Here is a 13,033-nt window from a genome sequence, read left to right as displayed (position 1 = left end):
ATGATCCTGTCCACGCACGCCTCGTTGCAGCGCCGGCTCCTCCCTGTATATCTCGTGAGCGGAGCCATACTCGTGTTCTTCCCGTACGTCTATGGGTTGGGCTATCTATGTTTCATTATAGCGAGTGCGATTTGGATGCTCGAGCGGACGCGGCAACAACTTGAGCGGCGCATCGATCTCCGGTTCACACAATACGAAGAATTGCTGTTTGTCGGAGATGAGAGTCGGCTCGTGTTGGTGGTTGATGGGGTGGACGAGTTGAATCGGCTCGGACTACCACTACGGGTTCGCTTGAAGGCGAGCTCAGGAATCAGCTTTCCGGCGCATGAGCGCCTTCCGAACGTGCTCGACTATGAGGTCGATGTCGGTCGAGCCCGGCACGAATTGGTCGTGCGCGCCGAGTATCGCGGTCCAGCCATGTTCGAGGAATGCGTCATCGCCGTCACGCTCCCGTTTCGCCTTGGGACGTATTTGTATGAACGACCGATCGATACAGAGTGGACCGTGCTTCCATCGCTCCTGTTGCATCCACCGATCGGGACGAAGCGGCTAGCGCTCGGGGACCGGCCGCACTTGGCGTCACCGCTTCGAAATCCGTTGCAACTGATCGGGTCGAAACCGTATGAAGGGGAACCGGTGAAGGAGATCGATTGGTATGCGACCGCAAAACTCGGACGACTGCAGTCGAAAGTGTTTCAACAGACGACGCTCGATACGTTCACGTTCGCCTTGGATTTGACCGGACCGTCCGGTTATACGCTCCATCACGACTTTGAATCGCTCATCAGCCAAACCGCCTTCGTCACATCGCGCCTGTTAAAAGAGGACTGCAAAATCGAGTTGTTCTTGAATCGATTCAATGAGGATGGGACGATGCTCCATGTCCCGCTTCAGGAAGGTGAGCGCGGCATACGATTCATCTTGCTGCAGTTGGCGACGATTCACCCAGGCAATCGCTTCATCTCGACAGACGCCTTTACGCGGATGGTCGAGCGAAAACGATTGAAGCAAAGCCACCTCGTCTCGTTCAATCAACACAATCTGTACGATTGAACAGGGAAATGTCGGATTTTGGCGAACTCTTTACGTATGAATTGGGTCAAAAGGAGAGAGACATATGCCAAAACGGAAATTTGCCAATCGTCGAGACTGGGAACGGATTTTGCAACATCGCTACGCGCAAATGGAGGTACATGATGACCGTTTCTCCGGGACCGTCGCCTTGTTTCAAATCGATGCGGTCCGCGCACCTCAATATAAGATGCACAAGGGAGAAGAGTTCATCGTCGCCGATGCCGGTTACAGCTGGCTCCAATATTTCCCAGACGACGAGCCGTTCGGTGTGACCGTCATGTTTAATGATGAAGGGCACATCGTTCAATGGTACATCGATATCGTCGAAGCGATCGGATACGAGGACGGAATCCCGTATATGGACGACTTGTTGCTCGACATCCTCATCTTCCCGAACGGGGACGTTGTCCGCAAAGACGAGGACGAGTTCGAGGAAGCGACGGAGGCCGGAGAACTGACGCCGGAGCTCGTCGAGCAGGGCTGGCGTGACTTCCATGCGACGCTCGACCGGATTGAACGGCGGGACTTCGTCTATTTCGACTTGGCGAACGAGCATTACACCGAGTTGAAGCAAAAACTTTGAACGGCCTGTTCCCTTTGGTACAGTGAAAGAAAAAACAGGGGGACGAATCATGAAAATCATCAATACCGAGACGTGGTCGCGCAAGAAGCACTACGAATTCTTCAAGGCGTTTGACGCTCCGCATTTCAATGTGACGGCGAGCGTTGATGTGACGAAGTTACATACGCACGCCAAACGGACCGGCCAGTCGTTCTTTAAACTGTTCTTGTACGGTGCCGTCAAGACGGCGAACGCCATCCCGGAGCTTCGCTACCGCATTCGCGGCGACGAGGTCATCGAGCACGACGTCGTGCATCCCTCGTTTACCGTCATGATGGACGATGACGTCTTCAACTTTTGCACGGCGACCTATAAAGACGCGTTCCCGGACTTCATGGAAGAAGTGACGGCTCGGATGAGCGGGGCGAAACGGGAAGTCGTCGTCGGAGACGATGAGCCGGACAGTCTGCTTTACATCACGAGCGTGCCTTGGGTCACGTTCACGAGCATCAGCCACCCGACACACGACCAACAGCATGATACGGTGCCGCGCATCGCCTGGGGCAAATTCACGGAGACCGGTGACCGGATGACGATGCCGCTCTCGGTCCAAGCCCACCATGCCCTCGTCGATGGCGTCCATGTCGGTCGCTATTACGAATTGTTGCAAGCGTGGCTTGATGACTTGAGTGACTTGGAAGTCCAAACTCCTGAAGAGAAGGGGCTCGACGAAGCGATTCGTCTCCGTGAGAACGGAGAGCTCGAACGGGCGAAGCAGCTGTTCCTGATGTTGCTCCGGCAAGACGAGAAGAATCCGCGCCTCCATGCCCATTGCGCTTCGTGTTATGACTCGCTCGGTGAAGAGCGTCAAGCCGTCCCACATTATGAACGGGCGATTCGGCTCGGGCTCGCCGGCGAAGAGCTCCGTGAGACGTATATCGGACTCGGTAGCACGTACCGGGCGCTCGGCCGCTACGAGGACGCTGAGGCGTTGTTCACCAAGGCGATTGAACAGTTCCCAGACATCGGGGCGCTCAAAGTATTTCAAGCGATGACCCATTATAATCTCGGACGCCACACTGAGGCGACCGGTACGTTGCTCGAACTGCTCGCAAGCCCGGAGCCGGATGACAGCATTAAACGGTATCGTCGCGCCATCGCGTTTTATGCGCGTAACTTGGACGAGACATACGATTAAGGAGAACCGGATGATCACACTTCAACCGATTACAGAACAAAACTGGTACACGTGCTGTCAGCTCACTCTGAGTGACGAGCAACAAGCGTATATGGAACCGAATGCGATTTCGCTGCTGCAAGCGATGTATGAACCGACGCTGCGGGCGTATGCGATTTACGAGGACGAGACGATGGTCGGGTTTCTCATGTACAATACGGTACTCGAAGAGTTGGACGCGCGCTGGGTGTATCGCATCATGATCGACCACGCGTACCAAGGAAAAGGGATTGGACGCATGGCGACCGAACTCATGCTGGAAGAAGTAGGGCAGCTCGGCACCGAACCGATCGTCGTCGGTTACCATCCCGATAATAGGGGCGCGCATCGATTATACGAAAGCTTAGGCTTTGTCGATGAAGGCAATCGCTTCGGGCGGGAGATGGCGGTCATTCGGCGCAGATGAAAAGACGAGGCAACTCGTCTTTTATTTTTTTGAGACAAATTGATTGACCCATCAAACTTACCGTGTTATATTTATCTCGAATTAAAGATAATGAAATTTAAAGTATTGTTTTCTCTCAGCAGAGGAGGGGAACACATGGAAGAACGACAAACGTTAAAAGCAATCACGGTGTTACTTCGGGCCTCACAGTCGATTCAAGACGTGGTCAAGCAAGAGGTTGCCGAGTACGGGCTGAACCCGACCGAGTTCTCGGTGCTCGAACTGCTGTATCATAAAGGCGATCAACCGATTCAAACGATCGGCAAAAAGGTATTATTGACGAGCGGGAGCATGACGTACATCGTCGACCGGCTCGAAGCGAAAGGCTACTTGATTCGCAAAGCCTGTCCGAGCGACCGGCGCGTCACGTATGCGGCGCTGACGGAAGAAGGGCGCACACTCATGTCGCGCATTTTTCCGGCCCACGAACAACGAATGGACGAGCTGTTCGACGGCCTCGATTTAGCAAATACAATTACTCAATTGAAGACAGTCGGCAAACGCGCCGAAGCGTCAAAAAAATTTAACTGATTATCTCGAAATCAAGATTTTAAGGAGCGATTCGAATGAACCATGTAAAAGGAATTCACCACGTGACGGCGATTACGAGTAGCGCCGAGAAGAACTATGACTTCTTTACGAACGTCCTCGGAATGCGCCTCGTCAAAAAGACGGTCAACCAAGACGACATTCAGACGTACCACTTATTTTTCGCCGATGACAAAGGCAGCGCTGGAACAGATATGACGTTCTTCGATTTCCCTGGCATCCCAAAAGGCGTGCATGGGACGAATGAAATCGCCAAGACGTCGTTCCGCGTCCCGACCGACGAGGCACTCACGTATTGGGAACGTCGCTTCGACCGCCTCGGCGTGAAGCATGAAGGTATCACCGAGCAGTTCGGCAAGAAGACGCTCGCGTTCGTCGACTTCGACGAGCAGGCGTACCAGCTCATCTCAGATGAGTTCAACGTCGGTGTCGCGTCAGGCGAGCCGTGGCAAAACGGCCCGGTCCCGCTCGAGTACGCCATCACGGGTCTCGGTCCCATCTTTATCCGCATCGCGGATTTTACGTATTTCAAACAAGTGATGGAGCAAGTCATGTTGTTCGAAGAAATCGGACAAGAAGGCGACGCGCATCTCTTTGAAGGAGGTGAGGGTGGAAACGGAGCGCAAGTCGTCGTCATTCATGACGAGACGTCACCAGTCGCGCGCCAAGGGTTCGGAACCGTGCATCACGTCGCTTTCCGTGTCGATGACCGCAGTGTCCTCGATGAATGGACGGCACGATTGCAACAGTTCGGGTTACCGACATCAGGCTATGTCGACCGCTTCTTCTTCGAATCGTCTTACGCACGGGTCGCGCCGCAAATCCTGTTCGAATGGGCAACGGACGGACCAGGGTTCATGGGCGATGAACCGTATGAGACGGTCGGTGAGAAATTGTCACTCCCGCCGTTCTTAGAACCGAAGCGGGAACAGATTGAAGCGATGGTTCGACCGATTGATACGGTCAGAAGTACAAAAACGTTTGAGAAAGAATATGAGGGCATGAAATGAGCTTTTTAAATCGTTTGTTCGGTAAACAAGAAGAACCAACCAACTCACAAGGAGGAACTAACATGTTGAAAATTGGAATCGTACTCGGATCTACTCGTGAAGGACGCGTCAGCCCGCAAGTCGGAGAATGGGTGAAAGAAATCGCGAACAAACGCGGTGACGCTAACTATGAAATCATCGATATCGCAGACTACAGCCTCCCGCTTCTCGGCGAGCCAGGCGGCGACGCAACAGGTGCCGCGGCATGGTCTGAGAAAATCGCGGAGATGGACGGCTTCGTCTTCATCGTCCAAGAATACAACCACTCGATCACAGGTGCGCTCAAAAACGCCCTCGACTACTTACGCAACGAATGGCATAACAAAGCAGCCGGTATCGTCTCATATGGTTCGGTCGGCGGCGCACGTGCGACAGAACACTTGCGTGGTGTCTTGAGCGAGCTCTTGATCGCTCACGTCCGTGTCCACCCAGCGCTCTCGCTCTTCACAGACTTCGAGAACGGGACACATTTCGCACCGAAAGACGTTCAAGTCCAATCGGTCAACGACATGCTCGATCAGCTCGTCCCATGGACAGAAGCGATGCAGACGGTCCGTTCGAAAGCGGCAGAAGCTGCGAATAACTGATGACTCGACCAGCCTTTTCACGAGGCTGGTTTTTTTGTGCGCTTTTTAGTCGGGTCGTGTAGAGTGAGAGGGGAAGAGGAGGATGGACATGTGGACTAGAAAAATCATCGCGGCGTCACTTACGACCCCGGTTTATTCGTTCTTGTTGGCATGTTGGGTCGTCATCCCGCAATATCCGGATAGCGGAGGGATAGCGGACACGGTGAACGGGCTTCTCATGTTGACGGCCACCTATTTGTCAGTCAGTTTCCTGGTCATCGTCACGTACGGGGTGTTGACATCAGTGTTCAGCGACTGGGTGGCACGCCGAATGTCGATGCGGTTCGAGCCGCTCGTCTCGTTTGGCTTACATATCGGGTTCGGACTTGTTTTGCTCTGGCTTGGTGCAGGAGCAGCAGTTTTATATTGGATGATTGACCGCTACTTGTCGCATAAAGACTGTCGATTCGAAACGAGACAGGCTTGGTCGAGTCTCATCATCCCCGTCGGTGTCGTAGTGGCGGCTTTTGGCATCGTCTATTTGGGCGGTGTGATGCAAGACGTGATGCATCGTTTATAAGGGTGAAAGTTGGCAGGATAGGGAACAAAGAAAAGACATGTTTGCAGAGTTGAAGGAGGAATCGTGATGAAATGGATGATTTATGGAGCGAACGGGTATACAGGCGAACTGATTGCCCGTCAAGCGGTGAAACAAGGGATGACACCGGTGCTCGCGGGTCGGCGTGCGGACGCGATCGCCAAGCTCGGGGAGGAGCTCGGGTGCGAGACGCGCGTCTTCAACTTGTCGCTTGATAAGGCGACACGCCAATTGGAAGACATCGACCTCGTGTTACACTGTGCCGGACCGTTCGCCGATACGAGTCGGCCGATGGTCGAGGCGTGTCTCGCCACGAAGACACATTACTTGGATATTACCGGGGAAATCGAGGTGTTCGAATACATCCACTCGAAGAAACGGGCTAAGCTCGCGCAAGAAGCGGGCGTGTTGCTCTGTTCGGGTGTCGGCTTCGACGTGATTCCGACCGACTGTGTGGCCCGGAAGCTGAAAGAGCTGATGCCGGACGCGACGAATCTCGCACTCGGTTTCTCGGCCGCCGCCGGTATCTCACGCGGGACGCTGAAAACAGCAATCCGTGGGCTAGGGTCGAGCAGTGCCGAACGAAAAGATGGCGAATTGACACCGTTTCCGCTGGGCGAGAAACGTCGTCACATCGATTTCGGACGCGGCAAGAAAACGGCCATCGCCATTCCATGGGGAGACGTCTCGACCGCCTATTATACGACGGGCATTCCGAACATCACGACGTGGGTCCCGGTCCCTACGGCTTACGCTTACGGGGCGCGTCTTTTGTCTTGGTTCGGTCCGATTCTCGGCAGCGACGCGGTGCAAGGGAAACTGCTCCGTTATGTTGATGAACATGTGAGCGGACCGGACGAGTCAGAACGGGAACGCTCCTCGACGTATGTCTGGGGCGAAGCGACGAACGCCTCAGGACGTAAAGTGATCGTCCGCATCAAGACGGCGAGCACATATGCCTTTACCGTGTACGGGGCGCTTGAGGTCGTGTCACGACTTGTCAGTTCAGGCCGTGTCATCCCTGGCAGCTTCACACCGGCGATGCTGTTCGGATCACACTTCATCGAAGAGATTGAAGGGTCATCCTCGTTTGTCGTTGACGAGGTCCGGCTTTGAGTGAGCAATGGGATTTAGTCGACGGAGAGCGGCGTCCGCTCGGCAAAACGCACGTGCGCGGCGAACAGTTAGCAGTGGACACGTATCATACCGTCATCGAGGTGTTCACGTTTGATGTGAACGGAAACGTGTTGCTCTCGCAACGCCATCCAGGCAAGACGCACCCACTTCTTTGGGAAGGGACGGGTGGTTCCGTTCTTGCCGGTGAAACGAGCCGTGACGGTGCCATTCGTGAACTTGGTGAAGAGATTGGTCTCTGGATCGAACCTGACCAGTTGGAGTGGGTGGCGACGTTACGCCGCGAGACATATTTTCTAGACCTGTATCGCTATCAAACCGATACTCCGCTGCAACTTGATGACTTGGTGCTTCAGGAAGACGAAGTCGTAGCGGTTCGTCTCGTCGATTGGTCAGAATTGATGGCCCTGGATGATCTCGTCCCATCTGTCCGGGAACGGTTACTTCGATTTGAGTCAGACTTGCGTCTCGCCTTGTAACGGAATCACAATCTGTTCGCAATCGAAGTGTGGTAAACTCAGGGGAGATTAGTGGGGAGGGAACGAGATGAGACGCTTAGAACTAGCCAGGCGGATCGAACGCATCAAAGCGGAAGGGACGTCTGCCTATATTCGGCATCGGAAACAGTCCCCTCCCTATGAAGGTTCGGAATTGATTGTCGAAAACAAAGGCCACGTCTTTCGGATGGGCAATACGAGTTTTGCGGTCGGCTTCGGTTTGAATCGACCGACCAGTTTTTACGATTTGCACCAGATGGAGAAATGGGTACGCGGCAAGAACGTGTCCCGCCTACATATCGAGGTTTGTCCGCTCGCGGACATGTCACTCATTCGGTTGCTCCAAGAGCGAAACTATACGCTCGACCACTTCCTGGACGTGTGGTTGCTCGACGTGAACACGTTCGTATTCACGGATATGGAGCATGCGGTCGAACGCGTGCACGCCGATAACGTGAACGAATGGGCTCGGGCCATCGCGGCCGGCTTCGCCGAGACCGGGACGGTCATGCAAGAGACGATTGATACCGCGAAAGGCTTCTACGCGTTACCCGAAAACCAGGCGTTTCTCGTCCGCGAAGGTGAGATGGCCGTCGCCGGTGGGATTCTTGCCGTCCAGGACGGAATGGGCGAACTGTTTTTGACGAGCACGATTCCCGCTTATCGGGGCAGAGGCTATCAGACACAGCTCATCTTGGAACGGATTGCGGCCGCAAAAGCAGCCGGTTGCCAGTACGTGACCGTGACGACGAAAGTCGATACGGCCTCGGGACGGAACATGGAGCGCTTAGGATTCATTCCGTTTTACCAGAAAGCCGTCATGAAAAGCCCAATTCTCAAATAAACAGGTCGCCCCGCGGGGCGACCTGTTGTTATTAAAGTAATGATTCGGCACCGTCGACGTACACCTCAGAGCCGGTGACGTGACTCGACATGTTGCTCGCGAAGAACAAGACGACGTCCGCGACTTGTTTGGCCGTGCCGGATTTCCCGGCCAACGGTTGATTTCCTTCCGGATACTCGATCGGGATGACGATTTCTTCGAGCAAGGCGTCATCGCGATTCGTCGAGTCATCGATGTTCGTGTCGATGGCCCCCGGGCAAATCGAGTTGACGCGAATGCCGAATTGGGCGAGCTCGGCTGCTGCCATTTTGGCGAATCCGGTCTGGCCGGCTTTCGTCGTCGCATAGCCGCTGAACCCAAAGTTTTTGAAGTAACGGTTTCCGTTGATAGACGACGTGATGATGACACTGCCGCCTCGTTCTTTTAAATGAGGGATGGCATGTTTCACCGTCAAGAACGTGCCCGTCAAGTTCGTCTCGACGACACCGTTCCAATCTTCGAGCGACAAGTGCTCGATTGGTGTGATCGTGCCGTTTCGTCCTGCGTTCGCGAAGACGATGTCGACGCGGCCGAAACGTTCAACCGTCTGCTCGTACGCTCGTTTCATCTCGTCTTCGTTCCCCACATCGGCACTGATGCCGATGGCACGCTCTTCTCCAATCAGAGTCGCAAGTTGTTCCGCGTCTTCTAAGTTCAAATCGACGATGGCGACTTTCGCCCCGGCTTGGACGAACCGGATGACAGTGGCACGTCCGATTCCAGATGCCGCGCCTGTGATGAAGGCGACCTTCCCCGATAACAATGTATTTGAAATCATTCAATTCGCTCCTTTCAGCTTCCTGTTCTCATATTCCACCGTTCTATGAAACCTAAGCCCGTTTTCTGAAAAAAGGTGAAACGACTCATTCGGGTTGAACGTGAATCGATACCGCGATTTTCAACTTGGCGTCGCGATCGAGTTCGACCGTGACGACTTGTCCGACCCGGAGTTGTTGCACATCGTTCGCTTCTCCTGTCACTTTCGTTCGTTCGTTGATTAATATCGTCTGCAACGTTAACTCGTCGTCTGACAAGTCATGTGGTCCAATCATCAGCTGTGGGATGTCAATCTGTTCGATTCGACCTTCGATTTGATGGTCGTCCCGTGTACTGATCCAATAAACAGCAACTAAAAAAAGACCGATAAATGCCAGAGCAAAGATGAGTCGGGTTCTCATGGTGTTCCTCCTCTGTGCGATTCCGGTACGGTGGTTTCCAATAGTTATTTACCCGGTTTGCAGGAATTCTATAGTGCCTTTTTGACAGGATTTTCAATTGTTGACGCGGAATAAAACAAGACAATTTGAAGAGTGGAGGCGCTGAGGATGGTTCTAATCGGAATGATTGGATTAATCGTTTTAGGATTGGTGGCATTCGGCTGGTGGACAATCGGGTTTCCACGGCGACGGATGTGGGGTGGCGTATTGCTACTAGGCGTGGCTTTGCTTTTTTCGCCACTGTTGCTCGTCGTGAGCGGGGAACGCTTTGGATTTGACGGCATCGTCGCGGGACTGGTCGGGTTGTCCTGTGTCATCGGAGGCGGTTTCTTCTTTCTCACACTTGGTTGGACCGGACGGCCGCAGAAAATCCGAAAAGCACGGACCCTTTCGGAAGACCCTGATTTGTTTTGAACTAGGTTGTCATCCGACTCTTGAAACTCGTACAGTGAAGGCATCGCACTTGATGGAGGGATGACTGTGTTAACGAAGAAGCACCCCCCGGCGCTACGACCGGGAGACACGATTGGAATCATCACACCGTCGTTCCCGGCACCGGCACGGTTCCCGGAACGATACACGCGCGGAATCGAACAACTGAAACGGATGGGATTCATCGTTCAGGAAGGCTCATGCACGCATCGTTCGGAAGGATATCGCTCGGCCTCGATTCAAGAACGGGCCGAAGAGGTCAACGCGCTATTGCGTGACCCGGACGTCAAAGCAATCATCAGTACGATTGGCGGGACGAACTCAAATTCGCTCTTACCGTATATCGATTATGAAGCGTTGCGACGACAGCCGAAAATCATCATGGGCTATAGCGATGTCACGGCGCTCCTCCTCGCTTGTTATACGCAGACGGGAGTGACGACATTTTACGGTCCGGCCATCGTCCCGTCGTTCGGAGAGTACGAGACGATGTTCGCCGACGGGGAACGTTACGTGCGAGAGGTGCTCGGTTTAGAACGGACGGCACCGTATACGCTCGATGTGCCCCGAGAGTGGACCGAGGAGATGATCGATTGGTCGACCCAGGACCGGGAGAAGACGTTCCGTCCAAATGACGGATGGCTAACCCTTCGAGACGGACAGGCCCGCGGCAAGCTGATTGGTGGGAACATGAACACGATGACCGGCTTTTTGAAGTCTGATTATTTCCCTGATGTGACCGGTGCGATTCTCTTTTTAGAAGACTCGTTCAAGACGATGGCGGACGAGGAGCGTTCCCTCAGCATGCTCAAGCTTGCCGGGGTGTTCGACGTCATCAGCGGTCTCGTCATCGGAAAGCATGAACATTTCGATGCGGCCGGCGCGCCGTTTTCATTTGAGGACTTGTTGCTCGAAGTGCTCGGAGACGTCGACTTCCCGATTTTGACGAACGTCGATATCGGGCATACGTTCCCGTCCCATGTGTTTCCGATTGGCATCGAGGTTGAACTTGACGCGACGGCGGGAACGATCACATTTTTAGAGAACGGGGTGACGTCATGATCGAGTTCATTACAATCGTCGACCACCGTCGGAAGAAAATCGGATTGAAATCACGGGCAGACGTTCATCGGGACGGGGATTGGCATGAGACGTTCCACTGCTGGATGATGGATTACGACCGCCTCTTATTACAGCTTCGCAGCGATACGAAGGCGGACTTCCCCGCGTTGTTCGATATCACGGCCGCCGGGCACTTGACCGCTGGGGAGACCGTTCGTGACGGGGTGCGCGAGATTCAAGAAGAGTTAGGACTCGAATTGACGTTCGATCAACTGACCCCGCTCGGCGTCTTCGAAGACGTCATCGAGACGGATACGTTTTTAGACCGCGAGTTCGCCCATACGTATGTCTATGCGTATGATGGCGAAGCGTTCACGTTGGACGAAGCGGAAGTGGCCGATGTCGTCTCGGTCGAGATCACGGCGCTGCACGCACTTATTGACGGGACGCAGTCTGAGATGGAGACAACATCGGTCATCTCGGGAGAGACACGGGTCGTGACGAAACGCGATCTCGTACCACACCCGACCAACTATTGGGAGCAAGTGCTGGCGGGTGTAAAAACCGCTCAAGAGGAACGCCATGATTGAAGTCCTATGGCAACTGCTTCACGTCGTGCTGGTGGTCGGGATGGGCGGCTTGCTCATTTTGTGTTTTCGTAAGTAAAGAGGGGGAAGAAAGATGAAAACAGGACCAGACACAATCCCGCTCGGCTTGGAGACGGCGCGTCTGTATTTACGGGCACCGCTCGCCGAGACGGATGCGCGTGTCGTCAACGAGGCGATTCGGGGCTCGTATGAAGAGTTGAAGCGATGGCTCCCGTTCGCGCAAGACGTACCGACGTTGTCTGAGACGGAAGCGAATTTACAACGGGCGCAAGAATTGTACGGAACAGGCGAAAGTTTCCGGTATCTCATCTTTTTACGGGAGACGGGAACGTTCGTTGGGACGGTCAGCCTGTTCGGGATTGATTGGGACGTCCCGAAAGCGGAAATCGGGTATTGGCTCGATTCGACGCATACCGGTCGTGGCTATATGACGGAAGCGGTCGAGGCGGTCGTCCGTTTCGGTTTCACCCAGTTCGATTTCAAACGGATCGAGATTCGCTGCGAGTCGACGAACGAAGGCAGTCGCTTGATTCCGGAACGGCTCGGCTTTCAGCTAGAAGGCATGCTCCGGAACGAAGACTTGTCCGCTGATGGGATGCGACTGACGGACACGGCCGTGTATGGCCTGTTGCCAGGCGAACTTAGACCGTTAGCGACATGATGCGCTGCGGGCCGATGGGGCCGTCGATTCGGCGCTTCGTGTCGATGAAGCCGACCGTCTGATAAAGGGAAAAGGCGGCTTCGTTTTTCAGATTGACCGATAGCACGACCTCGTGTTTATGAGGGAAGTGGGCTCGTACATAGTTCGGCAACTGGTGTAGTGCCGCTTTGGCATGGCCGTTCCCTTGCGCCGAATGGTTAATCAAGAACATCGAGAGCAACAACGCGTCGTCTGCCTCTGTATACGAGGCGACCCGTTCCGTATCATGGAGCAAAAAGAAGCCGACGGGCTCTTCGGCCACGATGACGATAGGATGAATCCCGTCTAAGAGGGGGGAATCGAGGTCAATCGGGAGTGTCGTATATTTTTCTTGATCGAGCGGTAACGTGAATGTGTTCAAGATGGGCCAATGGGCCTCTCGAAGTGGTTCGAGTCTCGTCGTCATGATGAATCCTCCTC

General features: G+C 54.1%; 18 protein-coding genes. 15 read left to right on the top strand and 3 right to left on the bottom strand.

The window, feature by feature from the left end; translation table 11 throughout:
* From KNP85_RS12310 to KNP85_RS12260, 11 genes are all read left to right on the top strand, one after another.
* The gene (locus KNP85_RS12310; protein WP_214803269.1) at nucleotides 1-1,053 is read left to right on the top strand and encodes a DUF58 domain-containing protein; all 1,053 of its coding nucleotides are present in this window, start codon (nucleotides 1-3) and stop codon (nucleotides 1,051-1,053) included.
* Nucleotides 1,054-1,117: 64 nt separating this feature from the next.
* Nucleotides 1,118-1,657, top strand: a complete 540-nt coding sequence (locus tag KNP85_RS12305) for a ribonuclease FAU-1 family protein (RefSeq protein ID WP_029594462.1) — start codon at nucleotides 1,118-1,120, stop codon at nucleotides 1,655-1,657.
* Between the two features lie 49 nt (nucleotides 1,658-1,706).
* Entirely contained in the window at nucleotides 1,707-2,834 is a 1,128-nt protein-coding gene (locus tag KNP85_RS12300; RefSeq protein WP_214803268.1) for a tetratricopeptide repeat protein, read from the top strand.
* 10 nt (nucleotides 2,835-2,844) lie between these two features.
* Nucleotides 2,845-3,279, top strand: a complete 435-nt coding sequence (locus KNP85_RS12295; protein ID WP_214803265.1) for a GNAT family N-acetyltransferase — start codon at nucleotides 2,845-2,847, stop codon at nucleotides 3,277-3,279.
* Nucleotides 3,280-3,414: 135 nt separating this feature from the next.
* On the top strand, nucleotides 3,415-3,849 hold the full coding sequence (locus tag KNP85_RS12290; RefSeq protein WP_251135308.1) for a MarR family winged helix-turn-helix transcriptional regulator: 435 nt from the start codon (nucleotides 3,415-3,417) through the stop codon (nucleotides 3,847-3,849).
* Between the two features lie 35 nt (nucleotides 3,850-3,884).
* Nucleotides 3,885-4,877: a ring-cleaving dioxygenase gene (locus KNP85_RS12285; protein WP_131472159.1), complete on the top strand. Its 993-nt coding sequence runs from the start codon at nucleotides 3,885-3,887 to the stop codon at nucleotides 4,875-4,877.
* The gene (locus KNP85_RS12280; RefSeq protein ID WP_029594468.1) at nucleotides 4,874-5,503 is read left to right on the top strand and encodes an NADPH-dependent FMN reductase; all 630 of its coding nucleotides are present in this window, start codon (nucleotides 4,874-4,876) and stop codon (nucleotides 5,501-5,503) included. The genes KNP85_RS12285 and KNP85_RS12280 overlap by 4 nt, the downstream gene beginning before the upstream one ends.
* Before the next feature lie 88 nt (nucleotides 5,504-5,591).
* Nucleotides 5,592-6,062 (top strand): hypothetical protein, encoded by a 471-nt coding sequence (locus KNP85_RS12275; RefSeq protein WP_214715801.1) that lies wholly within the window; start codon nucleotides 5,592-5,594, stop codon nucleotides 6,060-6,062.
* A gap of 66 nt (nucleotides 6,063-6,128) precedes the next feature.
* Nucleotides 6,129-7,196 carry a saccharopine dehydrogenase family protein gene (locus KNP85_RS12270; protein ID WP_021065885.1) on the top strand — a complete coding sequence of 356 codons (1,068 nt, stop codon included), beginning with the start codon at nucleotides 6,129-6,131 and terminating at the stop codon, nucleotides 7,194-7,196.
* Nucleotides 7,193-7,693 carry an NUDIX hydrolase gene (locus KNP85_RS12265; protein WP_035385626.1) on the top strand — a complete coding sequence of 167 codons (501 nt, stop codon included), beginning with the start codon at nucleotides 7,193-7,195 and terminating at the stop codon, nucleotides 7,691-7,693. Before KNP85_RS12270 ends, KNP85_RS12265 begins: the two co-directional genes overlap by 4 nt.
* 67 nt (nucleotides 7,694-7,760) lie before the next feature.
* Complete coding sequence (locus KNP85_RS12260; RefSeq protein ID WP_214715799.1) at nucleotides 7,761-8,555, top strand: GNAT family N-acetyltransferase; 795 nt, start codon at nucleotides 7,761-7,763, stop codon at nucleotides 8,553-8,555.
* 31 nt (nucleotides 8,556-8,586) lie between these two features.
* Here the strand turns inward: KNP85_RS12260 and KNP85_RS12255 are convergent, their stop codons facing one another.
* Both KNP85_RS12255 and KNP85_RS12250 read right to left on the bottom strand, forming a co-directional pair.
* Complete coding sequence (locus KNP85_RS12255; protein WP_021065888.1) at nucleotides 8,587-9,372, bottom strand: SDR family oxidoreductase; 786 nt, start codon at nucleotides 9,370-9,372, stop codon at nucleotides 8,587-8,589.
* An 85-nt stretch (nucleotides 9,373-9,457) separates the two neighbouring features.
* The gene (locus tag KNP85_RS12250; RefSeq protein WP_131472167.1) at nucleotides 9,458-9,772 is read right to left on the bottom strand and encodes a hypothetical protein; all 315 of its coding nucleotides are present in this window, start codon (nucleotides 9,770-9,772) and stop codon (nucleotides 9,458-9,460) included.
* 147 nt (nucleotides 9,773-9,919) lie between these two features.
* On the opposite strand from KNP85_RS12250, the gene KNP85_RS12245 reads away from it, so the two are divergent.
* The 4 genes from KNP85_RS12245 (at nucleotide 9,920) to KNP85_RS12230 (ending at nucleotide 12,574) form a co-directional block, all read left to right on the top strand.
* Nucleotides 9,920-10,225: a hypothetical protein gene (locus KNP85_RS12245; RefSeq protein ID WP_214715791.1), complete on the top strand. Its 306-nt coding sequence runs from the start codon at nucleotides 9,920-9,922 to the stop codon at nucleotides 10,223-10,225.
* Nucleotides 10,226-10,291: 66 nt separating this feature from the next.
* On the top strand, nucleotides 10,292-11,305 hold the full coding sequence (locus KNP85_RS12240; protein WP_353048052.1) for a S66 family peptidase: 1,014 nt from the start codon (nucleotides 10,292-10,294) through the stop codon (nucleotides 11,303-11,305).
* Nucleotides 11,302-11,895 (top strand): NUDIX hydrolase, encoded by a 594-nt coding sequence (locus KNP85_RS12235; protein WP_131472173.1) that lies wholly within the window; start codon nucleotides 11,302-11,304, stop codon nucleotides 11,893-11,895. The genes KNP85_RS12240 and KNP85_RS12235 overlap by 4 nt, the downstream gene beginning before the upstream one ends.
* A 91-nt stretch (nucleotides 11,896-11,986) precedes the next feature.
* Nucleotides 11,987-12,574, top strand: a complete 588-nt coding sequence (locus tag KNP85_RS12230; protein ID WP_214715787.1) for a GNAT family N-acetyltransferase — start codon at nucleotides 11,987-11,989, stop codon at nucleotides 12,572-12,574.
* Here the strand turns inward: KNP85_RS12230 and KNP85_RS12225 are convergent.
* Entirely contained in the window at nucleotides 12,555-13,019 is a 465-nt protein-coding gene (locus KNP85_RS12225) for a GNAT family N-acetyltransferase (protein ID WP_214715785.1), read from the bottom strand. The genes KNP85_RS12230 and KNP85_RS12225 overlap by 20 nt on opposite strands.
* Nucleotides 13,020-13,033: the final 14 nt, after the last annotated feature.

Source organism: Exiguobacterium sp. s194 (genome assembly GCF_018618275.1).
GTDB lineage: Bacteria > Bacillota > Bacilli > Exiguobacteriales > Exiguobacteriaceae > Exiguobacterium > Exiguobacterium chiriqhucha.
This window is presented reverse-complemented; position numbering and strand designations above follow the sequence as displayed.

Excerpts from the sequence above, each read along its gene's own strand:
- KNP85_RS12225 (WP_214715785.1), bottom strand. The coding sequence starts at position 13,019 with ATGACGACGAGACTCGAACCACTTCGAGAGGCCCATTGGCCCATCTTG.
- KNP85_RS12290 (WP_251135308.1), top strand. The coding sequence starts at position 3,415 with ATGGAAGAACGACAAACGTTAAAAGCAATCACGGTGTTACTTCGGGCC.
- KNP85_RS12285 (WP_131472159.1), top strand. The coding sequence starts at position 3,885 with ATGAACCATGTAAAAGGAATTCACCACGTGACGGCGATTACGAGTAGC.
- KNP85_RS12295 (WP_214803265.1), top strand. The coding sequence starts at position 2,845 with ATGATCACACTTCAACCGATTACAGAACAAAACTGGTACACGTGCTGT.
- KNP85_RS12230 (WP_214715787.1), top strand. The coding sequence starts at position 11,987 with ATGAAAACAGGACCAGACACAATCCCGCTCGGCTTGGAGACGGCGCGT.
- KNP85_RS12305 (WP_029594462.1), top strand. The coding sequence starts at position 1,118 with ATGCCAAAACGGAAATTTGCCAATCGTCGAGACTGGGAACGGATTTTG.
- KNP85_RS12280 (WP_029594468.1), top strand. The coding sequence starts at position 4,874 with ATGAGCTTTTTAAATCGTTTGTTCGGTAAACAAGAAGAACCAACCAAC.
- KNP85_RS12275 (WP_214715801.1), top strand. The coding sequence starts at position 5,592 with ATGTGGACTAGAAAAATCATCGCGGCGTCACTTACGACCCCGGTTTAT.
- KNP85_RS12255 (WP_021065888.1), bottom strand. The coding sequence starts at position 9,372 with ATGATTTCAAATACATTGTTATCGGGGAAGGTCGCCTTCATCACAGGC.
- KNP85_RS12270 (WP_021065885.1), top strand. The coding sequence starts at position 6,129 with ATGAAATGGATGATTTATGGAGCGAACGGGTATACAGGCGAACTGATT.
- KNP85_RS12310 (WP_214803269.1), top strand. The coding sequence starts at position 1 with ATGATCCTGTCCACGCACGCCTCGTTGCAGCGCCGGCTCCTCCCTGTA.
- KNP85_RS12300 (WP_214803268.1), top strand. The coding sequence starts at position 1,707 with ATGAAAATCATCAATACCGAGACGTGGTCGCGCAAGAAGCACTACGAA.
- KNP85_RS12235 (WP_131472173.1), top strand. The coding sequence starts at position 11,302 with ATGATCGAGTTCATTACAATCGTCGACCACCGTCGGAAGAAAATCGGA.
- KNP85_RS12260 (WP_214715799.1), top strand. The coding sequence starts at position 7,761 with ATGAGACGCTTAGAACTAGCCAGGCGGATCGAACGCATCAAAGCGGAA.
- KNP85_RS12250 (WP_131472167.1), bottom strand. The coding sequence starts at position 9,772 with ATGAGAACCCGACTCATCTTTGCTCTGGCATTTATCGGTCTTTTTTTA.
- KNP85_RS12245 (WP_214715791.1), top strand. The coding sequence starts at position 9,920 with ATGGTTCTAATCGGAATGATTGGATTAATCGTTTTAGGATTGGTGGCA.